This is a genomic window from Shewanella sp. FDAARGOS_354 (assembly GCF_002209245.2).
Lineage (GTDB): Bacteria > Pseudomonadota > Gammaproteobacteria > Enterobacterales > Shewanellaceae > Shewanella > Shewanella xiamenensis.
Map to the genome: position 1 here is coordinate 1,521,859 of NZ_CP022089.2, position 23,604 is coordinate 1,545,462.

20 protein-coding genes and 6 tRNA genes are annotated in these 23,604 nt (G+C 45.0%); 9 read left to right on the top strand and 17 right to left on the bottom strand.

The features are described 5' to 3' along the window. The first annotated feature begins 1 nt into the window (after position 1). Entirely contained in the window at positions 2 to 472 is a 471-nt protein-coding gene (bcp, locus tag CEQ32_RS06870; protein ID WP_047536092.1) for a thioredoxin-dependent thiol peroxidase, read from the top strand. 229 nt (positions 473 to 701) lie between these two features. Here the strand turns inward: bcp and CEQ32_RS06875 are convergent, their stop codons facing one another. Both CEQ32_RS06875 and speA read right to left on the bottom strand, forming a co-directional pair. Further along, the gene (locus CEQ32_RS06875; RefSeq protein ID WP_055648216.1) at positions 702 to 1,658 is read right to left on the bottom strand and encodes an adenosylmethionine decarboxylase; all 957 of its coding nucleotides are present in this window, start codon (positions 1,656 to 1,658) and stop codon (positions 702 to 704) included. 337 nt (positions 1,659 to 1,995) lie between these two features. Further along, positions 1,996 to 3,909, bottom strand: coding sequence for a biosynthetic arginine decarboxylase (gene speA / locus CEQ32_RS06880; RefSeq protein ID WP_037417405.1), 1,914 nt, complete (start codon positions 3,907 to 3,909; stop codon positions 1,996 to 1,998). A 129-nt stretch (positions 3,910 to 4,038) separates the two neighbouring features. Between speA and CEQ32_RS22940 the strand changes: the two genes are divergently transcribed. Beyond that, on the top strand, positions 4,039 to 4,203 hold the full coding sequence (locus CEQ32_RS22940) for a hypothetical protein (protein WP_156143174.1): 165 nt from the start codon (positions 4,039 to 4,041) through the stop codon (positions 4,201 to 4,203). A gap of 168 nt (positions 4,204 to 4,371) precedes the next feature. On the opposite strand, the gene CEQ32_RS06885 is transcribed toward CEQ32_RS22940, so the two are convergent. Beyond that, on the bottom strand, positions 4,372 to 4,524 hold the full coding sequence (locus CEQ32_RS06885) for a hypothetical protein (protein WP_011071981.1): 153 nt from the start codon (positions 4,522 to 4,524) through the stop codon (positions 4,372 to 4,374). Positions 4,525 to 5,000: 476 nt separating this feature from the next. On the opposite strand from CEQ32_RS06885, the gene CEQ32_RS06890 reads away from it, so the two are divergent. The 5 genes from CEQ32_RS06890 (at position 5,001) to CEQ32_RS06910 (ending at position 9,167) form a co-directional block, all read left to right on the top strand. Then, a complete protein-coding gene (locus CEQ32_RS06890) occupies positions 5,001 to 5,840 on the top strand; it encodes a S1 RNA-binding domain-containing protein (RefSeq protein ID WP_037425700.1) in 840 nt (279 codons plus the stop codon). A 166-nt stretch (positions 5,841 to 6,006) separates the two neighbouring features. Continuing rightward, positions 6,007 to 6,672 (top strand): YceH family protein, encoded by a 666-nt coding sequence (locus CEQ32_RS06895; protein ID WP_088585748.1) that lies wholly within the window; start codon positions 6,007 to 6,009, stop codon positions 6,670 to 6,672. An 87-nt stretch (positions 6,673 to 6,759) separates the two neighbouring features. Beyond that, positions 6,760 to 7,590, top strand: coding sequence for an ABC transporter permease subunit (locus CEQ32_RS06900; protein WP_088585749.1), 831 nt, complete (start codon positions 6,760 to 6,762; stop codon positions 7,588 to 7,590). Then, entirely contained in the window at positions 7,587 to 8,495 is a 909-nt protein-coding gene (locus CEQ32_RS06905; RefSeq protein ID WP_088585750.1) for an ABC transporter ATP-binding protein, read from the top strand. The genes CEQ32_RS06900 and CEQ32_RS06905 overlap by 4 nt, the downstream gene beginning before the upstream one ends. 396 nt (positions 8,496 to 8,891) lie before the next feature. Beyond that, positions 8,892 to 9,167, top strand: coding sequence for an HU family DNA-binding protein (locus CEQ32_RS06910; RefSeq protein WP_037425710.1), 276 nt, complete (start codon positions 8,892 to 8,894; stop codon positions 9,165 to 9,167). A 332-nt stretch (positions 9,168 to 9,499) separates the two neighbouring features. Here the strand turns inward: CEQ32_RS06910 and CEQ32_RS06915 are convergent. The 9 genes from CEQ32_RS06915 to CEQ32_RS06955 form a co-directional block, all read right to left on the bottom strand. Next, a tRNA-Leu gene (locus CEQ32_RS06915) sits at positions 9,500 to 9,586 on the bottom strand. Between the two features lie 129 nt (positions 9,587 to 9,715). Continuing rightward, positions 9,716 to 9,802: transfer RNA gene (locus CEQ32_RS06920), tRNA-Leu, on the bottom strand. Positions 9,803 to 9,850: 48 nt separating this feature from the next. Beyond that, positions 9,851 to 9,924 (bottom strand) — tRNA-Cys (locus CEQ32_RS06925). Positions 9,925 to 9,945: 21 nt separating this feature from the next. Beyond that, positions 9,946 to 10,021 (bottom strand) — tRNA-Gly (locus tag CEQ32_RS06930). 143 nt (positions 10,022 to 10,164) lie between these two features. Next, the gene (gene pgsA, locus CEQ32_RS06935) at positions 10,165 to 10,713 is read right to left on the bottom strand and encodes a CDP-diacylglycerol--glycerol-3-phosphate 3-phosphatidyltransferase (RefSeq protein ID WP_037417386.1); all 549 of its coding nucleotides are present in this window, start codon (positions 10,711 to 10,713) and stop codon (positions 10,165 to 10,167) included. 47 nt (positions 10,714 to 10,760) lie between these two features. Beyond that, on the bottom strand, positions 10,761 to 12,590 hold the full coding sequence (uvrC, locus tag CEQ32_RS06940; protein ID WP_055648210.1) for an excinuclease ABC subunit UvrC: 1,830 nt from the start codon (positions 12,588 to 12,590) through the stop codon (positions 10,761 to 10,763). 109 nt (positions 12,591 to 12,699) lie between these two features. Next, positions 12,700 to 13,344: a UvrY/SirA/GacA family response regulator transcription factor gene (uvrY, locus tag CEQ32_RS06945; RefSeq protein ID WP_011622328.1), complete on the bottom strand. Its 645-nt coding sequence runs from the start codon at positions 13,342 to 13,344 to the stop codon at positions 12,700 to 12,702. 422 nt (positions 13,345 to 13,766) lie between these two features. Further along, positions 13,767 to 13,857, bottom strand: a tRNA-Ser gene (locus tag CEQ32_RS06950). Between the two features lie 474 nt (positions 13,858 to 14,331). Beyond that, positions 14,332 to 14,422 (bottom strand) — tRNA-Ser (locus CEQ32_RS06955). A gap of 221 nt (positions 14,423 to 14,643) precedes the next feature. Here CEQ32_RS06955 and CEQ32_RS06960 point away from each other — a divergent pair. Further along, entirely contained in the window at positions 14,644 to 16,377 is a 1,734-nt protein-coding gene (locus CEQ32_RS06960) for an AAA family ATPase (protein WP_088585751.1), read from the top strand. A gap of 73 nt (positions 16,378 to 16,450) precedes the next feature. After that, positions 16,451 to 16,966: a bifunctional 3-hydroxydecanoyl-ACP dehydratase/trans-2-decenoyl-ACP isomerase gene (gene fabA, locus CEQ32_RS06965; RefSeq protein WP_011071970.1), complete on the top strand. Its 516-nt coding sequence runs from the start codon at positions 16,451 to 16,453 to the stop codon at positions 16,964 to 16,966. A 110-nt stretch (positions 16,967 to 17,076) separates the two neighbouring features. Here fabA and rmf read toward each other — a convergent pair whose 3' ends face one another. The 5 genes from rmf to rlmKL all read right to left on the bottom strand — a co-directional run bounded on the left by rmf (position 17,077) and on the right by rlmKL (position 23,593). After that, entirely contained in the window at positions 17,077 to 17,253 is a 177-nt protein-coding gene (gene rmf, locus CEQ32_RS06970; protein WP_006082074.1) for a ribosome modulation factor, read from the bottom strand. A 187-nt stretch (positions 17,254 to 17,440) separates the two neighbouring features. Further along, positions 17,441 to 19,273 carry a DUF3466 family protein gene (locus CEQ32_RS06975; protein WP_088585752.1) on the bottom strand — a complete coding sequence of 611 codons (1,833 nt, stop codon included), beginning with the start codon at positions 19,271 to 19,273 and terminating at the stop codon, positions 17,441 to 17,443. A 28-nt stretch (positions 19,274 to 19,301) separates the two neighbouring features. Beyond that, positions 19,302 to 21,224 carry an ABC transporter ATP-binding protein gene (locus CEQ32_RS06980; protein WP_037417369.1) on the bottom strand — a complete coding sequence of 641 codons (1,923 nt, stop codon included), beginning with the start codon at positions 21,222 to 21,224 and terminating at the stop codon, positions 19,302 to 19,304. 1 nt (position 21,225) lies between these two features. After that, positions 21,226 to 21,471, bottom strand: coding sequence for a glutaredoxin family protein (locus CEQ32_RS06985; RefSeq protein WP_037417366.1), 246 nt, complete (start codon positions 21,469 to 21,471; stop codon positions 21,226 to 21,228). After that, positions 21,458 to 23,593, bottom strand: a complete 2,136-nt coding sequence (rlmKL, locus tag CEQ32_RS06990; protein WP_088585753.1) for a bifunctional 23S rRNA (guanine(2069)-N(7))-methyltransferase RlmK/23S rRNA (guanine(2445)-N(2))-methyltransferase RlmL — start codon at positions 23,591 to 23,593, stop codon at positions 21,458 to 21,460. The genes CEQ32_RS06985 and rlmKL overlap by 14 nt, the downstream gene beginning before the upstream one ends. Positions 23,594 to 23,604: the final 11 nt, after the last annotated feature.

The following is a 23,604-nucleotide window of genomic DNA, read 5'->3' on the forward strand; positions in this document are numbered from 1 at the left end:
GATGAATACCTTAACCGCTGGTGCCAAAGCGCCACTTTTTACCTTACAAAATCAACAGGGTAACGCTGTTTCACTACAAGAATGCTTAACGCGTGGTCCCGTTTTAGTCTATTTTTACCCTAAAGCGTCAACCCCTGGCTGCACAGTACAAGCCTGCGGTTTACGTGATAGCAAAGCTGAACTCGACAGCCACAAAGTAACCGTCCTCGGCATTAGCCCAGATCCTGTGGCTAAATTAGCTAAGTTTGCTGAAAAACAATCACTTAACTTTACCCTACTCAGCGATGAAGACCACAGCGTTGCTGATGCCTTTGGCGTGTGGGGCGAAAAGAAATTTATGGGTAAAGTCTATGATGGAATCCATAGGTTAAGTTTCCTCATCAACACCGATGGCACTATTGCCCATGTGTTCGATAAGTTTAAAACCAGCGACCATCATCAAGTGGTGCTGGCAGAGATTGCAGCGCAGTAATAGCCGCTAAATGGTATAGCAAGGGATTTTCTGACTAATTGCCAACGGCTCAGTTTAGAAATTTCAGTTTTAATTGCCCAAAAAAACCGCAAGCAAACATAAAATGGCCCTAAATTAGGGCCATTTTTGATGAAAAATTTTCAGCTTGTGGCGAATAAATCCTCTAATCACACCGCAACTTTAGCAGTCGCTTATTCCATTGAATCACCAACTCAATTCTGGGAAACGATTATAGGAATACAGGCAGTAACTCTTCAGTTTGAAGCTGTTGATAGTGATTAAAATCAATCTGACAGCCTTGCTCAGTTACGATTGAACCATGCGCTAAACATACATGCTCAGGAAATCCAGCAGTCATAAGCGACTGGTTAAAACGGATGAGATCCCAGCTTGAGGGCATAAATAGCTTAATCATCTGTGCAACAAGGGGATAGGGATAAACAGCTAAATCCAGATTAGTCTCAAAGCTGACGTAGGAGTTATCTCCCGGCCCTATCGATGGCGTGATATGCAAGGTAACATAGTCAGCCCCACGTATCCCATTTAACGAAAATCCCGCGGGCTGAAAACAGTGCATATCAAATTGAAAATCAGGGAAAATTCGCTGCAATCCTAAGCGTTGATAAATCCCCTGCTCGGTTTGTGTGGGCGACTTGAGGTAATCAGCCAACTCGCCACGGATGTGGTACATCATCAGTTCAAGGCAGGTATCATACGTTGACGACATAGGTTGGCCGTCAGTGCAAAACAAATTGTCAGTACAAAACAAATAGTGATGATGTGAATCTAAGTGACCAACTCGAAAGGCTTTTCCGGGGATCAAGGTCCGCAATTTCGCAATATCGTCAGCAAAGTGTGTGCTTTGTAGCTGGGCTTGGTATTCATTCTTACGCTGATAACAGAGCGCGGCAATGTGCTCAACCCCTAAGGCGTTAATAAAGTAGCAGGCCGCCTCAATCAGGGTGCTATTACCGCAGGTGAGCAGCAGAATCTTATCATCCCAGACGAACAGGCTCGATTCACTCAGTAGATAGGCATCGCAGGCAGGATTACGGATTATTGACAGGATTTCCGCATTGGCACAGGCGACCAAGGTTGACCAAAAGCCGTACTCTCGTTGGCGCAGTGATGCCATATTGGAAGTGAGTCTGATCTCAAGCTTTTTTTCCGCGCCTTCAAAAAACATCAAGCCGTTCGCCTCATCTTATCCCTGTGTTTGGGCATCTAATCTATTGGTATATCAGTCATTCATGGTTCGCTGGCAACGCTGACTTAAATGTATGCACGCATTTTAAGACTGATAACCCATCAAATTTGCGCGGCTATTTTTACACGACTAGCGCCGCAATAAAACCACCGCGCTTGCTTTTACAAGATGATAGCCTTGCAACGCACTCACCTTTACAACTCGCTAGCAAAAAGCAACACAGTCACCTTGGCAACTCGCTAGCAAAAATAATAGGCTATAAAAAACAAAAGTCAGCCTAAGTGTCCCTAGGCTGACTTTTTTAACACACTCAATATTAAGAAAAATCTTCTAAATAAGTGTAACCTTTTAGGCCCACTTGTAATTCTTCTAAAATTTGTGCGCGTTCATCCTCAACAATATGCTGGTTGACTAACTCTTCGTAAGTCCGCATAAAGTCAACGGCATCTAAGTTAACATAGCGTAATACGTCAGCGACTGTGTCACCGGCAAGTACCGATTCAATATTGGTCATACCGTTTTCTTCAATGCTGACAACGGCCGAGTTAGTGTCGCCAAACAAGTTGTGCATATCCCCTAAAATCTCTTGATATGCCCCCACCATAAAGAAGCCGATTAAATACGGGCTTTCAGCACTCCACGCTGGTACTGGTAGCGTAGTTTCAATCCCTTGGCCGTCTACATATTGATCCACAATACCGTCGGAGTCACAGGTGATGTCCAGCATCACAGCGCGGCGCTCTGGCGCTTTGTCTAAACCAGACAATGGCAGCACAGGGAACACCTGATCGATACCCCAAGCATCCGGTAAGGATTGGAATAATGAGAAGTTAACGAAGAACTTATCGGCTAACTTTTCGTTTAACTCATCAATAATCGGTCTGTGGTAACGGTTTTTGGTGCTTAACAAACCTTGAACTTCATGGCATACGCGTAGGTTAGCCTGCTCAGCCCACGCACGTTCTGCCAAGCTTAATTGACCCAAGGCAAACAGCGATTGCGCTTCTTGCAGGTCACTTTGGCTATCATGATAAATCTCAATCAAGGCACGTTGATCGGCACGGCCACTCAGCTCAGTCCAAGATTGCCACATATTGTGCAGCAGCTGCGGCGATTCTTCCGCTGGCGGCTGGATATCTTCAACCTGATAAGCTTCTGTGCCAATCACATCGGTGATCAGTACCGCATGGTGCGCCGTTAAGTGACGGCCAGATTCTGAAATAATACGTGGCATAGGTTGCTCGTATTCATTACAGATATCGGTAAGCACGTTTACGATGTTGTTCGCGTATTCGCTTAAACCATAGTTCATTGAGTTATTACTTTGGCTACGAGTGCCGTCGTAATCTACCGCTAAACCACCGCCGACGTCGAAGCAGTTAATGCTGGCCCCTAACTCACGTAATTCACAGTAGAAACGCGCCGCTTCGCTCACACCTTGACGAATATCGCGGATATTGGCGATTTGCGAACCTAAGTGAAAGTGCAGTAATTGCAGCGAATCCAACATATCGCTTTGTTTTAACTGGTCAACTACAGTCAAAATCTGCGCCGCAGATAAACCAAACTTAGACTTTTCGCCACCGCTGGCTTGCCACTTGCCTTTTCCTTGGAATGCAAGGCGAGCACGTAACCCTAAGCGAGGTTTCACCCCTAAACGCTCAGACTCAGCTAGTACCATCTTAAGCTCAGACAGTTTTTCTAAAACGATATAGACCTTATGGCCTAACTTTTCACCAATTAAGGCTAAACGAATGTATTCGTTATCTTTGTAACCGTTACATACGATCACTGAACTGGCTTTTTGCGCCATGGCAAGTACGGCCATTAATTCAGGCTTACTGCCGGCTTCTAGGCCTAATTGTGGAACTTCTTTTGATGCTTGGCTCGCAAGGATCTCTTCTACCACAGTTTTTTGTTGGTTTACTTTAATGGGGTAAACCAGCAAATAGTCCGCCTGATACTCATATTTTTGTATCGCTTGGTCGAATGCTTGGCACAAACTGTTCACTCTGTGGTGCAGAATTTGCGGGAAACGAACTAATACAGGTAAAGCGACCCCTGCTTTAACCATGTCTTTTGCTAGCTCATTTAAGCCAATCTTGTGATCAGGATTCTTAGGATCCGGCGACACTGTCACCTCACCTTGGTCGCTGATCCCATAAAACCCTTGGCTCCAGTGGGTAACGTTGTACCCAGCACGAGCAGCATCAATAGACCAATCATTCATTTTTATTTAGCCCGTCTATAAAAAAATGGGTTAAACGGTCAGTGCAACATTGCAAGACCGCCCGTTCGACAAACCCAGGTAAACCATATAGTTACCTGACATACAGTTAGGATGAATTCACCCTAATTTGTGCAGCAAAATCAACCCAGCTTAGGCGACATTGATGCGATTTCCCTTAACGCAACCGGGATTAACCCGATACTCTTTTACCTTGGCGATAACAAGATGGTGTTTATATCCCCCTTTATCGCCATAGGTCTTTCACCCAATGGCATTAACCATAACGCGCTTTGAGGTTAAAAAACACTCAAAACCTTAAGCTAAAGCGTTGCGTCTCCGCTCAATATGACTCTCTCTAAAAACGAGGTGCCGATTAAGTAGATAAACAATAGGTAACACTAAGGATAAACATTAGGTATTAAGCGGCAAGGCATCACCAAGCACACCTAACACTAGGTGAGATTATTGTAACAGGGGACTGTTGGCTTCTTCGCGGCCAGAGTTGATACGGATTAACGTGAGATGTTTAAGGCTAGTATCGTCATAGGGAACAACGATTGAGCGCTGGCATTGAGATGCTTTTAGGCAAAGAGCAAAAAATGGATGCTTGTGCATTAGCTAAACAATTCCTCTTAACCCCATGTAACCATTATAAATTGTACGTTACACGGTGAATGACCTGTGAACCATAAAATCATTACAACTCACGTAATATTTGTCATGTCTGTAACGAGCGAAGTCGTTAAACGGCGCAATTAAACCGCGCAATGTCACAGAATGCAAGCAAGAATCTCATTTAATATTTTTCATTAAAATATAATAAACACCACATTAACAGAATGGTTGGTAACAAGTAGATTTATCTATTTTAAATTAATAGGTTAATCATCAACCTTACTCTACGTGCGTTCAATATTTTTTAATAGCCAATCAAGATAAATTGATAACATTTGCTCACATCAGCAATATTGTTTTATCTCAGCGCGACTGTTCATTTTCGACTATCGACGCAAAAGCCGATCTGGAAGCTGCTGTTTACGGATAAAGCGGTTATAATCACCGCCGAATGACATCCTTAGATAGAGAGCTCCATGGTACAGATAGGAAAAACCTGCAAACTTGAGGTAGTAAAACAAGTCAGTTTTGGTGTGTATTTAAATGCCCACGAATTTGGCCAAGTGTTACTCCCCAACAAAGCCACCCCAAAAGACTGCCAAGTCGGTGACTGGCTAGAGGTATTTTTATATCTGGACTCCGAAGATATTGTCATTGCCACGACCCGCAAACCTTTGGCACAAGTAGGAGAATTTGCCTACTTAAAAGCCGTGGCCACTGGGCCTTTTGGCGCATTTTTAGATTGGGGATTAGATAAAGATCTGTTACTACCTTTTGGTGAACAGCATAAACCGATTGAAGAAGGTCGCTCGTACCTTGTTTATGTGCACGTTAACCGAGCTGATGAGCGTATTGTTGCGTCATCAAAAATCGATAAATTCCTCGATAAAACTCCCGCCCAGTATGAAGTAGGTCAACAAGTTGACTTATTTATCGGTGGCACCACAGATTTAGGCTACAAAGCCATTATTAACCATGCCCATTGGGGCGTGATTTATCAAAACGAAGTGTTCCAAAAACTGCGTTTTGGTCAAAGGCTAAAAGGCTTTATCAAACAAGTCCGCCGCGATGGCAAAATTGATTTGGTATTGCAGCAAGGCAGTAAGCAAGAGCTTGATAAAAATGCGCACATTATCTTAGTAAAACTCAAGCAAGCGGGCGGATTCTTACCCCTAACGGATAAAACCGATGCCGAAGTGATTTACGAACAACTCGGTATGAGTAAAAAAGCCTTTAAAAAGAGTATCGGTGGCCTGTTTAAAGCCAGTAAGTTAAGCATCGACGATGATGGTTTACGCCTAACTGAAGCTGACTGATTGGGCTGAATAGTCAACCTCACACGGGACTGAACACTCTCTTGTAGTAAGGTTCGTGGTTTATTTGTCCAAATAGTCTGCCCAAACACTCAGTTTACCGACAAGCGCTAGGATCTTAAGCATGGCTCTGTTATAACAAAGTCATGCTTTTTTCTTTGGAGCTTATATGGAACTCACGTTACACGAAGCCAGAGTTATCGGATGCCTACTTGAAAAAGAAGTCACCACCCCAGAGCAATACCCTCTTTCACTCAATGCCCTGACCCTCGCCTGTAATCAAAAAACCAGCCGCGAACCTGTATTAGAACTCACTGAAGCGCAAGTACAAGCCGCCCTTGATTCATTGAACAAAAAGCGCTTAATCAGCGAGCAATCCGGCTTTGGTAGCCGAGTCGTCAAATATAAGCACAGATTCTGCAACACCGAATTTAGCGAGTTACAACTTTCCAGCGCGGCGGTAGCCATTGTTTGTTTACTGCTGCTTCGCGGCCCACAAACGCCCGGAGAGTTACGCACCCGTAGCAACAGACTGCATGATTTTAAAGACGTGCTCGAAGTGGAAGCCTGCATTAAGCAACTGATGGAGCGGGATAAACCCGTACTGGCTCAACTGCCGCGGGAGCCTGGTAAACGTGAATGTCGTTATACTGAGCTGTTCTCCCAAGGTGCTGAGCAAATTAGCGCCGCGTCATTCACCAATGCCACAAATGCAGATGCCCACCCGCTAAACGAGCAGGATAGACAACAACTGGAAGCGAGAGTCACACAGCTTGAAGAGCAAGTGGCAGAACTTAAAGATAAGTTAGAATCGCTTATCGCTTCTTTATCCTAACCGCGCCGCGGACGACTTTCGCAAGTAGTCACTCTTAATGATGACTAAGGTGAGAGTTTGTCCGCTCACTCACTGACGAGACAGCGAATGACACCAAATGCTCCCAGTACATTCAATAACATGCTTTTGATCGCTGGCTTTGAATGTCGCAAATTTCTATTTAACCTTCGCGGGATTATCGCCCTGTTCGCCTTTGCATTAGTGTGGGGCATGCTATTGCTCTACCCCATCCAAGGCGCTTCGACCCTATTAATGCAGCCCAATATTAAAGATCTGATCGACGGTCTCTTAGGCAGCCAAGCTCTCAACATGCTGTTTGACTGGCCCGTGGCGGAAATGGCTATCTTCTGGTGCTTTGCGCTGTATCTGTTTCCCATGTTCAGTATTTTGATTGCCGCCGATCAGTTCTCCTCAGACAAAACCCGCGGCACATTGCGCTTCTATACCCTAAGAACCAGCAAAGACAGCCTACTCTTCGGCCGCTTTTTGGGGCAAATCTTGATCCAAGGTCTACTGATCTTATTGACCATCCTTGCCACCATAGCGCTGGCACTTACTCGCGATATCGGCTTGTTATTACCCGCATTAACGTCGGGAGCCTTGGTCGGCATCAACTTGGTTATCGTGATTTTACCCTTTACCGCGGTCATGACTTTATTGTCCCTCTATGCCAACACGGCAAGGCAAGCCATGGTTCTGGCCACTATTTTGTGGACGGTCGTCTCTATAGCACTGCTGATATTGGGTAATGAATCGCGCTTATTTGAAGGTTTACAATGGATATTGCCGGGCGCTCAACTGTCGAACATGGTCAACACCAATGGACTCAATAGCTTTGCCTACGCACCAATTCCCCTACTACAAACCGCATTCGCCCTTTTCCTTGGCCGCGTTTATATCCAAAGGAGTCAACTATGATCCTCGTTCAATGCCAAGGACTGTCCAAACACTATGGCAGTAAAAAAGCGCTCAATAACGTTAACTTAACCCTCGAATCGGGAGCGCCCATCGCCTTAGTTGGCCCTAACGGTGCAGGTAAAACTACACTGTTTAGCCTGCTCTGTGGCTACCTCACCCCAAGCGCAGGCTCGGTTCGTATTCTGGGAGAAGCACCCAATAGTCCAGCATTATTAGGGCAAATTACCGCCCTGCCACAGGATGCGACGCTCGATCCCAATTTAACTATTATCAGCCAGTTAAGCTTCTTTGCGCGTCTTCAAGGGATGGATAGCAAGCAGGCAAATCAAGAAGCACAGCGAGTGCTGAATTTAGTGGACTTAGCCGAGGTGGCGCAGCAAAAGCCACCGAGTCTAAGCCATGGAATGAGTAAACGTGTGGCGATTGCCCAAGCCTTAATCGGCTCGCCTAAGCTGGTGTTGTTAGATGAACCTACCGCAGGACTCGACCCTGCCAATGCGAAGAAAATCCGTGAACTCGTCAGAACGCTGTCGCCCACAACCACTTTTGTGATCAGCTCACACAACTTGGACGAACTCGAGAAGCTCTGTGACCAAGTGCTGTATCTAGATAAAGGTGAATTGGGCCAGTCGATTTCGATGCGCTCATCCAATAGCGGCAGTGATTATCTCACCCTCACCATGGAAAGCTGCGACAGTGAAGCGCTGATCCAAGCCGTAGGTCAAATAGCTGGTGTGGTGAATATCACCTCAAAACAAGCCCATGTATTTGTTATCCAATTGGATGACACGGCAAATCGTCATTATGAGTTTGAAACCGCCCTGCTCGCCCTATTTAAGGACCAGCATTGGCAATATAAGATGCTGCTGAAAGGACGCACATTGGAAGAAACGTTATTTTCTTAACTCCGCGACAAGTCCCTTATTATTCCTACGTTTAACTCCACCTCTAACAGCGCCCGCAAGGGCGCTTTGTGGCTAATGTTTTGTTTATACACTGCTGAAGCAATGGCATTTATTACACCATGTCAAACATCAAACAGTCGTAAATATCAGTGTTAAAAGGCTTTATCCTTTAACTTCTACTTTAGTTCTAAACGCTACAGGCCAACTTAGCCCCTAATGCTGCTTACCTAGTGCTGCTTATATGAGGCGTATTTACGTTTCAAAATAAAGGGTGAGTAATCACCGCTAACCAATAAAGCAGCAGTTAAGCCGCTTTGGTAAACCTAGACTTTCAATCTAATCTCGAGCTTGTTATAACTCCCCTTTCCTGCTCTTTCACTGAATTCAGAGGTTTCAATGAACAAAGCACAACTGATCCAACGTATCGCCACTTCGCTTGAACAGTCCCAGGCCAGCACTAAACCTGTTGTCGAACAGATCCTACAACAGATCCATATCGCCTTAAGCGAAGGTGAGAAAGTCTTCCTGCCGCAATTCGGTACCTTCGAGTTACGTTATCATTTACCTAAATCGGGTCGAAACCCGCAAACTGGCGAGACGATGGAGATTGCAGGCTTTAACCAGCCAAGCTTTAAGGCGGCGACAGCGCTAAAACAAGCGATAAATGAGTAGTATTGTGGATGTGTAAAATTGCCTCGTGAAAACCACGGGGCTTTTTTATGGGCAAGGTTAACGACATCACTTTGGCAATAAGCCTTAGCGCTCAAACGCCGCCTACACGAGCTCAGTTTGATGCTATCAAGCTCAATGTGGAGAAATAAAGTTGAGGAATTTGTAGGTTATAAGGCAGGACTAATGCCTGTAACAAAAGTGGCAAGCGCGAAGCCGTGGCTCTAGAGAAGAAGATAGAAACGGCCCTTTAAACCAAATCCAAATAATCAAAGCTGTAGATGCAAAAAAGCCCCGACTAATGTCGAGGCTTATTTACTATTCACTGAGAATAATGGTACCCGAGGCCAGACTTGAACTGGCACGCTGTTACCAGCGAGGGATTTTAAATCCCTTGTGTCTACCGATTCCACCACTCGGGCAAACTCTGAATATCGTAAGCACTGCTATTGATATTGTTAACTCTTTGCTTCGCTCTTCTACTTATATTTCAATGTATAGGTAACGAAGTTTAACGCTTCAGCTCGTTTGAGCTGTCACCATTATAATAATGGTACCCGAGGCCAGACTTGAACTGGCACGCTGTTACCAGCGAGGGATTTTAAATCCCTTGTGTCTACCGATTCCACCACTCGGGCAAACTCTTTATATTAACGACGGGAATCATGTCATTAATATCTTAATTATGGAGGCGCGACCCGGAGTCGAACCGAGATCGACGGATTTGCAATCCGCAGCATAGCCATTCTGCCATCGCGCCATCTTTCCAATCATTTTAGATTGGAGCGACATATCGGGTTCGAACCGATGACCTATACCTTGGCAAGGTATCGCTCTACCAACTGAGCTAATGTCGCATCACGCAGAGTTAAGATTTTGTTTTCACTTCGTCTCTCGTCTACGGGGAGGCATTCTACCTATTTACGATGCAGTGTCAACCGCTGTTTTATCGATAACTTACTGCTTGCGCACTAAATAATCTCTTTGATCTTTTATTGTGCTATTCAGCCGTTAAATCTTTCCAGGCGGCTAAAATGTAACTCATCATTGACCAGAACGTTAATACGGCAGCGATATATAACAGCACAAATGCCGCGGTGATCATGAGTGGATTGTATTGCCAGATAAGGCCAATAATCGCCACCATCTGCGCCGCCGTTTTATATTTGCCGATCCAAGAAACTGCAACCGTGCCGCGTTTACCTAATTCAGCCATCCACTCCCGCAGGGCTGAAATCACAATTTCACGGCCAATCATAAACAGTGCTGGCAGTGTGAGCCAAATATCAGCGTATTGGTCAACTAATAATACGAGCGCGGTGATCACCATCAGTTTATCAGCGACGGGATCGAGGAAGGCGCCAAAACGGGTCAGTTGCTTGAGTTTACGCGCCGCATAACCGTCTAATGCATCCGTTAACGCCGCCAACCAAAACACAAATGCGGCAACAAAAGGCGTCCAGCTGTAAGGTAAATAAAACAACACCACAAAAATGGGCAGTAAAAAAAGCCTAAAAAGAGTTAATGCTATGGGTAAGTTAAACGGCATGATCAAACCAGTTAGTCAAAAGCAGCGCCAATCTTGCCTTAATTTTATCACCCTCGCAATGCATCATGAATGGTTTGTGCCATTTCTATGCTGATCCCTGGCACTTTCGCTAACTCGGCCACGCTCGCGCCCTTCACTTCCTGCAAACCGCCCAAATGTTGGAGTAACGCTTTACGGCGTTTAGGGCCAATGCCCGGAATGGATTCAAGCGTTGAGGTGTTACGGGTTTTCTGACGGCGATTACGATGCCCAGTGATGGCAAAGCGGTGCGATTCATCGCGAATATGTTGAATAAGGTGCAATGCGGGTGAGTCATCCTCAAGGGAAAAGCTCGTTTCTGTGTCACCAAAGATTAAGGTTTCCAGCCCGGGTTTACGGCTCTCTCCCTTTGCCACCCCAATCAGTTGCGGCGCTTTATCTAAATTAACGAACTTCTCATCCACTATTTGCTGCGCGATACGCAGCTGACCCAAACCACCGTCGATAAATAAGATATCAGGAATTTTGCCGCTGGCATCGATTTTATCAAATCGGCGACTAATGGCTTGTTTCATCGCGGCATAATCATCGCCTGGCGTAATACCTTCAATATTATAACGACGATATTCGGCTTTATGCGGCCCTTCACGATTAAACACCACACAGGAGGCTACCGTGCTCTCACCCATGGTATGGCTGATATCGAAACACTCCATTCGCTGAATCGGCGTATTGAGTTCGAGGATTTCCTCCAATAACACAAAACGCTGTTCAACGGTATTTTTATGGGACAGACGCGTCATCACCGCATTGGTGGCGTTGGTGATCGCGAGGCGTAAAAAACTCGCCCTGTCAGCACGCACATTGGTTTTGATGCTGAACTTTTTATTTAGCGCCTCAGAGACGGCAGCTTCTAACTCATGCAATTCTTCAAAGTGATGACTTATCACCACTTCCTTAGGAATAGTGCGTTGAATATCGGCATTTAAGTAAAACTGTAGCAGGAAGGAACGTAAGACTTCTTCGATATCCGTTTGCGCGGGCACCGTTGGATAATAGCTACGGCTACCAAAAATCTTACCTTCACGAATAAACAGTAAATGGAAACAGGCGATACCCGAGGCGTAATGCACACCGATAACATCCATATCGCCAGTATTACCAGAGACCTCTTGCTGCTCTGCCACTCGGCGCAGCGCCATAATTTGATCGCGAAAACGCGCGGCTTGCTCATAGGCTTGCTGCTCGGCGGCCTCTTCCATCTTAGCTACGAGTTCACTGATGACTTGCTTGTCTTTTCCCTTAAGGAACAGACTCGCCAGTTTAACCTGCTCGTCATACTCCGCATTACTGACCTTACCGACGCAAGGTGCACTGCAACGGGATAACTGGTATTGCAGGCAGGGACGAGTGCGGGATTTATAATAGAGATCATCACACTGGCGGATAGGAAACAGCTTTTGCATCAAGTGCAAACTTTCGCGCACCGCACCGCCATTGGGATAAGGCCCAAAGTAATAGCCCTTCTCCCGCTGCGGCCCGCGATGGTATGCAAGGCGTGGATGCTCGTGTTGGCTCAAGAATATATAAGGGTATGACTTATCGTCCCGCAGTAACACATTGTATTTGGGCATGTACTGCTTGATATAGTCATTCTCAAGCAGCAGCGCATCGGTCTCACTGTGGGTCAGCGTCACATCAATATGATGGATATGGGACACCAGCGCCTGAGTTTTCACATTGCCAAGGTTTTTACGGAAATAGGAAGATAAGCGCTTTTTAAGATCTTTGGCCTTACCCACATAAATGACGTCACCTTTGACGTCATACATGCGATAAACCCCAGCAGAGGATGAGACCGTGCGTAAAAAACTCTGGGCGTTAAAACCTGTCGACATCGTTACACACCCACTCTTTTACTTACCATCTTCAAAACTGCTTGATAAATCGTTTTCAAACTCACAGCTAACACTTAATTAATGCTAGAACCATTGACACAAGCGGCCATTAGAAATGGCCAGCATCTAACATTTTATAGCGGATCGCTAAACGAGTCAGCTCCACATCACCACTGATCCCAAGCTTCGCAAACAAGCGGTAACGGTAACTGTTAACGGTTTTGGGGCTTAAGTTGAGCTGCTCAGAAATATCATTGACCTTTTCACCATTGGTGATCATCAACATAATTTGCAGCTCACGCTCAGACAAGGCTTTAAACGGATTCTCATCGGCCGGATTGAATTGGCTCAATGCCATTTGTTGGGCAATTTCAGGAGATAAATAGCGCTGCCCACGGGAAACCTGACGTATCGCTTGCAATACTTCAGGTGGCGTCGCACCTTTGGTTAAATAACCAGACGCGCCCGCCTGCATCACTTTACTGGGGAACGGATCTTCAGTATGCACTGTTAGCACAATAATCTTAGCATGGGGTTGATAACGTAAAATCTTACGCGTCGCTTCGAGTCCGCCCATACCTGGCATATTCATGTCCATTAAGATGACGTCGGCTTCATTTTGTCTCGCCCACTGTACCGCGGTCTCACCATCGGGCGCTTCACCCACAACTTTGATCCCCCGCTCATCTTCTAAGATACGGCGGATCCCAGTTCTCACCAGCTCATGATCGTCAACTAAATATATCGATATCAACTTTATCCACCTTTAACCAATGCTGACTAAGAGAGTTTAGCCAAATCAGAATACCGCAACCGGAATATAGGTTATCAGGGTAATTTAGCCCAACAATGGCATTTCGCAAAGCATAAAATGAATATTGTTAACTAGATGATATTTAAAGAAACAACTTGCTAATTAATGCAGTTTGAAATTAAGAGCTTGGTATGATGAAAGTATGAGTGGAGCTCAGGATTGGGCTAATTGATAAGCTGACGCAAAATATAGCAGGTTTAAAACGCTCATCGAAAATGAAGTCGTGTAAATGCAAAAAGCCGCTAATTGCTTAGCGGCTTTTTAGCCGACTATTGTGCTGGAGCAGCGCTTAGCACGAGGAACCCGGGTTCAAATTGCATAAACAAAAAAGCCATCATTGCTGATGGCTTTTCCGTGAAATATGGCGGAGGAGCAGGGATTTGAACCCTGGGTGGGCTATAAACCCACGCCGGTTTTCAAGACCGGTGCATTAAACCACTCTGCCACCCCTCCGGACGAGCGAGATAATATACATCTCGCCCAAAGCTGTAAACTTAAATTTATTATTATTTGAATTGATTGGCGATTTGATATCCAGCTGGCGATGAAATCATCGCTTTCAGGGCGATTTTTGATCTGTTGCTATTTCTGCTCACTAAAAACCAGCATGACAACAACATTACCTAAGTCACTTTTGAATAGATTAAAGAATCGCGAGCACTTTTTTAAGGTTGCGGCTTCATATGAAAAAGATGAAGTATAAATAGGGAGCGTAGGAGAAGGTTAATCCAAACCTTAAAAATCAACTTCTTCATATCAGAACATAATGATTATCAAGACAATCGCAGATACGCCTTTTGGCAATGTAATCAAACATCTCATACCATGGAACCAGATGCAAAAAGGCCGCTAATTGTTTAGCGACCTTTTTGACTGACATTACATAAACAAAAAGGCCATCATTGCTGATGGCCTTTCCGTGAAATATGGCGGAGGAGCAGGGATTTGAACCCTGGGTGGGCTATAAACCCACGCCGGTTTTCAAGACCGGTGCATTAAACCACTCTGCCACCCCTCCGAACGCCGCAAATAATATAAGCATCATCGGTGCTTGTAAACAGCAATTTTTGAATATTGTGTCAAATGCTCATCTTATGTTCAGACGGATGAATTTTCAGGCGAATAGCCAACATATTTTCAGCAATATCTGGGTAAAGCAGCATAAAAACACCTATACAGTAAGAGACTTGCCCTCTCGGTATGGTAAAATCGCGGTAACTTTTCACGGTAAATGCTTATATGAATTCACTCTTGATACCTTCATCCTCACTCGCCCCTGAATTTAATCTTCCCGTCCTGTCGCAATTACAAACAGGATATAAAGCGTTGCTTTTAGGTCAAGAGCGCGTATTGGATGCCTTTAAGTTACATAACGCCATTGCCGATCAACAACTGTATCTCGCAGATTTTCCTGGCATCGATAGACTATTAATGATCAAAGCATTAATGGAAACGCTTGAGCCATTGCCAGCAGCTTATCTGGTGGCAAAGCGCCCCGAAGACAAAACCATTCAATTCCATTGGCAATATGAAGCGCCGCAGGACAACCAAGGCTCAATTGCTGAAAAGCATGTCAGTTATCGCTATCTGAGTGGCAATATCCGCCGTTCAGACCTACTTGGCCGTATGGTGCAATCGGGTAATAGCAGTAAATATCAAGCGGGTGCATTGGCCGAATGCCATTATGTATTTATCTGCGCTGAATCCCTGTGGAAACGAGAAGGCTTATGGGATTTGCTGCTGCAAATCCTGACACAGAAAGAGTATCAAATCAGTCACAACCTAAGCCCAATCCCATTAAATTGTAAAATTATTTTAATTGGCGCGGGTTTAATCTATAGCCAAATTAGGTCTGAAGATTGGCAATTTCAACGCCACTTTAACCTGTTGGCAGAACTGGCGGGTGAACTGGATTTGACCCGTTTTAAAGAAGCGCAATATGCCAGTTGGCTACAAACGGTGGCACAAAGCGTCGATGTCACATTAGAACAATCCAGTCTTGCCCCACTCTTTAGACACAGTGCTAGATTAACTGAGCATCAACGTCGCTTAAGTCTCTCAATGCTAGATTTGGCGCAGTTAATGGCGCAGGCAAAAGTCTATCGCGGTAAATCAACAATTAATGCAGCCAGCATTGAACGTGCGCTATCGCAAGCCAATTATCGCCATAACAGCTCTGAAGAATTTTCAAGCCAAAGTTTTGATGACAATTTCATAAATCTGCCAACTACGGGCGCTATGGTAGGACAAATTAATGGTCTTACTGTTATCGATGCGATTGATCACTGCTATGGTGAACCAGCACGGATCACCGCTACGGTACACTATGGTGACGGTGAAGTTGCAGATATTGAAAGAAAGTCAGAGCTGGGCGGTAATATCCATGCAAAGGGTATGATGATCCTTTCAGCCTGTTTATATCGTATCTTTGGTCGCGATGCGCCATTGCACCTAAATGCCAATATTGTATTTGAGCAATCTTATCAGGAGATCGATGGCGATAGCGCCTCGCTTGCTGAATATTGCTGCTTGATGTCAGCCATTGCCGAACAGCCGATTATTCAATCGTTAGCCATAACAGGTGCATTGGATCAATTTGGTAATGTACAAGCCATCGGCGGCATTAATGAAAAAATAGAAGGCTTTTTTAATCTTTGTGAACGCCGAGGCTTAACCGGTGAGCAAGGTGTAATTATGCCCAAGTCAAATATATTACAGCTTAATCTACACCCCAAAGTGATTACAGCTGTAGGCAAAGGCTTGTTCCATATTTATGCCATTGAACATATGGATGAAGCGGTCGAGCTATTGATGCAGATGCCCGCTGGCGTTGCCGATGAAGATAATGACTTCCCAGCAGAATCCTTATATGGTCTAGTGCAACAACGATTAGACAAGCTAGCTGGTAACGGTGAAGAAGAAATAGGCTTAATGACGAGATTACTCGCAAAACTAGGATTTTTTCGACATTAATTAGCTGATCGGAGTTGTTTAGCTTACACGTGTTCGCTAATCTTGGCGCTCTTATTGCTGGAGTAGTAAAACAATGAATAAAGCAAACAGTTTCAACAAAGAAGAACTTATCGCCTGTGGCCATGGGAAATTATTTGGTCCAAACTCCCCTCGCCTCCCCGTAGACAACATGCTGATGATCGACAGGATCATCACCATCAATGACAACGGTGGTGAGTTTGGAAAAGGTGAAATTGTTGCCGAACTCGACATTAAGCCAGAATTATGGTTTTTTGACTGCCACTTTATCACTGACCCAGTTATGCCGGGTTGCTTAGGCTTAGATGCCATGTGGCAACTGGTTGGTTTTTACCTAGGCTGGGAAGGTGCTGAAGGCAAAGGTCGCGCTTTAGGTGTGGGTGAAGTGAAGTTTACAGGTCAAGTATTACCCGGCGCGAAAAAGGTCACTTATAAGCTCAATATCAAACGTACCATCCACCGTAAATTAGTAATGGGTATTGCAGATGCCATCCTTGAAGTAGATGGACGTCAAATTTACAGTGCAACCGATCTTAAAGTCGGTGTATTTAGCGATACTTCGACCTTCTAACCTGCTTTACCCGGCAATATTCAATAGAGACAAAAATGCCCTCATCTGAGGGCAATTATGCTGCATTACTCTGTTTGTTCTGGGCTATTTAATTAATGAGCAAAACGCCATTATTTATTAAATAGCCCATTAACTCGGCCATCCACACCTTCACGCCAACCACCTAACCACTGTGACCGCGAATCAAGATTTGCATAAGGACAGAGCTCCTTAGAGCGTCCACCAACACCAGCTTGGAATCCTTTTGAAAAAGCTCTGTCTAAACGATCTCGTTTTTGTCTTTTCATGCAAGCGTCCTCTGTTCTACGTGAAATAGAAGCAACAGCTTCACCCATAGGAATAGTGCTTTTCAGCGCCGAGATCAATCAAAAAATCGTTCATTTTATCGACTATTTATTAAACTATTGAGATCATGATTAAAAAAAATCGAGGCATTTTGCCTCGATTTTTTTAGTCTGAATTCAAGCTTAAAAACTAGCGAACCCGACGACGTAACCAAACTAAGGGTAAGGCTAATAACCACGCGAAAGATGCTGCACCTTTACGTTCATAATTCCCCGTATCAGTACTTTCATCCACGGTACATGCTTCGCCGTTAGTGGTAGGTTTAAGCACAACCATACGTGGAATATACGCTGTCACAGGGTCACCATTACCGCTGAGTTCAAACAGAGGTAGGCCATTTTCACCAACGATAATGTTGCCATCTTTATCGAGTTGGTATGAAGGCTTGCGAATGAATGCAGTACCAACAATAGTACCCTCTTCATTTACACTGGCAGCTTCGACAATGAGAATATCACTGTTATAGCTTAATACCTTGCCTGTTCCATCCTTAACTTCAACCTTGTGGCGAGCCCAATTACCATCAGCCCCTTTTTCAAAACCTTTAGATTCACAGGTCAGCAAATTATTGAGGTTATTGAATTCACCCGTTGATTTCTCATACAGAAAGCCAGCCTTAGGGCGTGGCTTTTCTTTATCATAGGTGGTTTCAATATAACCAACGACTTGACCTTTGTTATTGATATCCTTCGCTTTGCTAGATAGATCTGTGGTTGTCGCAGCAAAATCATTAGGCGTCACATAAGGTACATCTGGGGTATTAATATCAAAATAGAAGAATTTATCGCGTTGGTAGCCTTGGATATAACTACGATAGCTCCCCACAACAATTCCATTGTCGTTTACATCGTAGGCAATAGAGCTCAAAATTGAGTCTCCCATTGGGATCCAATGATATTGATATTTACCCTCTGCATCTTTGGTCCAATAGGCCGCATCTTGACGTAATCTATCGGTATTACCGTTACGATAAACATGTGAGCGACCAGCCACCACACCGTCGTTATTCACGCCTAATGCCTGTGCAGTAAATGTCAATGTATTGTCACTGGCGGGAGTTAATCCTAGCGGTAACTCAGTGCCAGTAGCAGTGCCATTATCTAATTGCCAAACATAAGCACGGGTTTGGTACTGGATGTTACGCGTGCCTTGAGCATTAGGATATTGCTCACGCTGAATACACACATCTAATGGCAAAGTGTTATCAGTACCTAAACAGTAAGCAACCCGATCACCACCATACTTGCTGATATTAGTGCTGGCATAACCCACCACTAAGTTATTATTGTTAACTGCCGTTGCCGCAGACCAACCACCGAGCTCTACAGTCTTATCATCCTTAACATATTGAGTATAAGGAGGTGGTAATGGGATCTCGGTGTCATCCACTTTGGCAACACCACGGTACTCATAATCGCGATAATACCAATAGTCGGTTGCATTATCTGTGGTTGCAGTATTTTCAGTCTTCTTTTCAGGGGCAGTCATGCTGCCAACTTTCACACCCGCATCATTGATGCCGTAGTAAAAAGTATCAACTGAATTCACAACCGAAGAATCACTTGGTGGCGTGGTACCATTGATGCTGTCAAAGGTTGGCTTCCACGCACCAGTGGCACCATTTTGCGCAGCGATAAAGGCAAAGTTATTCGCAATAATGGCCGCTGTAATTGAATAGGTGATAGTTTCCTCTGAGGCAATACCATCTTCAACATCAATCACACCACCTTCAACATCGGATGTACTGAGTTTTTTCTTGCCTTTGGCGATACCGACCAGTTCATCGTTGCCATTAACACCTAAAGCGTAGCCATTACGCGTACCTTGGAGGGTGTCTGCAAGTGGTAGATCATAATTATCAATGTTAACAATTTCATAGACTGGTGCAGCATGGGCACTGTGCAATACGCCAAGGACACCTAAGGCAACCAAGGACAGGGCTTTATCCAACTTTAACTTCATTAATTCAATTCCCATTTTTATTATTGGTTTACTTCAGTGACTCAAGCTCTTCCCATCGCTCGAAGCAAACTTCCAATTGCTTTTCTTTATCCGCTAACAAGCTCAATACCTGATTGATTTTATCCTGCGTCTGACTATAAAAATCTGGACTTGCCACTGTGGTTTGTAAATCGAGGATTTCGGCCTCTAATTTCTCCATCAACTCTGGCATTGCCTCTAACTCACGCTGTAATTTATAGGACAGTTTTTTTGCGGCTTTGGCAGGCTCAGCCACTTTAACCTCAGCGTTTTTTGCCGTCGCAGGAGCTTCGACCGTGTTTGCTTGACTAGGTTCCTCAGAATAAAACTTTGCACCTTGATCGATAGCATCCTGGTAACCACCAACATACTCAGTCCAGTGACCATTACCGGCATACCACCAACTGCTGGTCACGGTATTATCGATAAACGCCCGGTCATGGCTGACCAGCAATAACGTGCCTTCATATTCAGTCAGCAGCGACTCTAGCAATTCTAGGGTCTCAATATCAAGATCGTTTGTTGGTTCGTCCAGAATGATAAGGTTTGCGGGACGAATGAGTAACTTCGCCAGTAATAAACGGTTTTTCTCTCCGCCTGATAGCGCCTTTACCGGCGTTCTGGCACGCATTGGTGAGAACAAGAAATCCTGCAAATAACTTAAAATATGGCGATCTTGACCATTGATAGTGATGGTCTTTTTACCCTCACCCACGTTATCTTCAACAGTTTGCTCAGGATCCAGTGCTTCACGGTATTGGTCGAAGTAGGCGATTTCGAGCTTAGTACCGACTTTCACTTCACCCGATTGAGGTTGTAACTTCTCAATCAATAATTTAATTAAGGTCGATTTACCACAGCCGTTGGGGCCGATAAGCGCAATACGATCACCACGCATCACTGTGGTATTGAAGTTTTTGACCAGATTTTTATCAGGTAAATTATAGTTTAAGTCCTTCACATCAAAGACCAATTTACCAGAACGCTCAGTATCGGCCACCGCCATTTTGGCATTACCCTGACGATTCAAGCGCTCACTGCGTTCTTGACGCAAGGCTTTTAACGCACGCACACGGCCTTCGTTACGGGTGCGACGCGCCTTAACACCTTGGCGGATCCAGACTTCTTCTTCGGCTAAGCGCTTATCAAATAATGCGTTTTTCTCAGCCTCGACCCGCAGCCATTCTTGTTTACCATCAAGATAGGCTTGATAATTACCGGGCCATGAAGTCACGACACCGCGATCTAAATCCACAATCCGCGTGGCCATGCGAGCAATAAAGCCCCTGTCGTGGCTGATAAACACGATGGCGCCTTGGAAATCCAGCAGGAATTTTTCTAGCCACTCAATAGTATCAATATCGAGGTGGTTGGTTGGCTCATCGAGTAGCAATAAATCTGGCGCGCTGACTAACGCACGGGCAAGTGCCACTTTACGTTGCCAACCCCCAGATAATTCACTTAAAGATTTATCGGGATCTAACCCCAAAAGCTCACAATTTTGATTGATCCGCGAGTCAAGTTGCCAACCATTATGGTGGTCTAACGTCTCCTGCAACTTTTGCATTTGATTGAGCATGCGCTCCATTTGCTCAGGCTCAGCAAAAGCGACATCGTGGGATAATTGATGGTATTGCTCTAGAGCTTCACCTACTTCTTTTAAACCTGCAGCAATGTAAGCGTAAACCGTACCCTGCTCAGCTTTAGGTGGATCTTGCTGTAACCGACTGACCGTGACGCTACCATCGATGTTAAATTCACCTTCATCGAGCAGCACATCGCCGGATAAAATCTTTAATAGACTCGACTTGCCTGCACCGTTACGGCCAACAATACAGACCCGCTCGCCGCGCTCAATAGTAAAATCAGCATGTTGTAATAGCGGGGTGTAACCATAGGCTAACGAGCCATTATTGATACGAACCAGACTCAAACTAAGCTCCTAAAAATTCTTGTAATTGCGTGGCATCAAAGGGCCAACTTAAATAACGCTCGTCCAGGGCTTTAACCACAGGAATCGACACGCCATAACGCTCTGCTAGGGTTTCATCATCGCAAATATCGATGGCCGTAAAAGGCACCTCGGCGGCATTTAATAATGCCGCCGCCAGTTCGCATAAATGGCAACCTTCGGTGTGATACAACACATAGCTTGCCTGCAATGCATTATTTATCTGCATGGGTAATTAACCAGGTGTTATGGATATGAGGATTACGTTTGTAATCCAGCGGCAACGTCATGTCGTCGATGTTTTGCACCTTAATTTTCATTTTGGTTAAAGTTTCAGTGTCCATCTTAAACTTGCGCTTATTGTTGGAGAACACCAATTCACCGTTTGGACTTAACAGCTTGATTAGCATACCGAGTAAATTCACATGATCACGTTGCACATCGAAAGAATCTTCCATGCGCTTGGAGTTGGAGAAGGTAGGCGGATCGATAAAAATTAAATCGTATTGTTCGTTACAATCGCGGATCCACTGCAAACAGTCAGCCTGAACAAATTCATATTGCTTGCCAGACAAATTATTAAGGGCAAAGTTCTCTTTCGCCCAAGCAAGGTATGTGTTTGACATATCAACCGTCGTGACCGACTTTGCGCCGCCTAATGCAGCATGCACTGAGGCAGAACCTGTGTAAGAGAACAAATTCAGTACCCGGCGGCCCTTAGATTTTTGCCCCACTAAACGGCGAGTTAATCGATGATCGAGGAACAGCCCAGTATCTAAATAACCCGTCAGGTTTAGCTTAAATTTAGCGCCATATTCAGTCGTGGTAAGCTCTAACTTACGTTCATCCAACTTTTGATATTGGTTAGTACCCTTTTGACGCTCGCGGGTCTTCATAATGATTTTGTGTGGATTAACGCCAATGGCCGCAGGCAAAGCCAGCAGCACATCACTTAAACGACGTTTAGTGACGGCCTCAGGAATACTGGCTGGTGCCATGTATTCTTGTACCACAACATAATCAAGATACTTATCGACTGCGACATTATATTCAGGAATGTCAGCATCATAGAGGCGATAACTATCAATCCCCTCTTTTTGGGCCCACTTCTCAAATTGCTTAGCGTTTTTCTTTATACGGTTAGCAAAAGCAGGCGCGATATCGGCAATATCGACACCCTCTGGCAACACTGGCGTATCGCGGCGAGTACTCTGTGCGTGAAGCGTGTATAAGTTAAAAGCGCACTCTAACGCACCGTTAAACATTTTCATCTGTTTATCGGCTTTGAGTTTCAATGCCGAGATAAGCTCGATATCGCTACACAGCATGGCCACTTTCCAGCCACCAAATTCTTTTTTGAATTTATCGCCTAATTGATAGTACAGCTGCAACAGCTCAGACACACTGCCTAAACGCTCACCGTAAGGAGGGTTGGTGATGAGGTAACCTTCAGCCGCTGGCGGCTCAACATTAAGGGCATTTGCCACCTTAAACTCAATTAATTCAAGTACGCCTGCATTTTGCGCGTTGCGTTTTGCTAACGCCACTAAGCGTGAGTCGATATCAGAGCCATAGAACTTCACTTCGCAGCGCTTTACTCCTAACGATGCACGCGCTTTAGCTTCTTCGACAATTTCGTGCCAAGTGGCCTTATCGTGACGACGCCAATGTTCGAAACCAAAACGGCTGCGTTGTAAACCTGGAGCAATATCGGCGGCCATCAAAGCCGCTTCAATCAACACTGTACCACTGCCGCAGAAGGGATCGAGTAAGGTAGTCGGCGCGGCTTTCCAGCCACTGCGAAAAAGCATATTCGCCGCGAGATTTTCTTTTAAAGGCGCTTCACCCGTGGTTGAACGGTAACCACGTTGGTGCAGTGATGGGCCAGAAAAATTCATCGCAATGGTAATGACCCCATTGCGAAAATGTGCATCAACTTTAATGTCGGCATCGATACGGGCGACGTTTGGACGGGCATCACCGTCATCACGGAAACGGTCAACAATCGCATCTTTAATCTTTAGCGCGCCAAACTGGGTATTGTTAATAAAACCACCCGTGCCATGGAAATCGATACTAAAGGTGTTGCGATTAGAGAAATGTGCTGACCAATCAATACAGTAGGCTGCATTATATAACTGCTCCGCCGACTCACAGGGTCCCTTATAGATTACCAGTACAATACGGCTGGCTAAACGCGTCCACAGGGTAATGCGATAGGCTAAAGCCAGAGGCGCGGTAAAATAGACACCGGCTACACTTTCTTTAATCTCGGTCGCACCAAATTCTGTCAGTTCTTGGGCTAAGCTATATTCAAAGCCCTTGGGGGCGGCAGCAAAAAAATTAAGCATGGGATAATCAA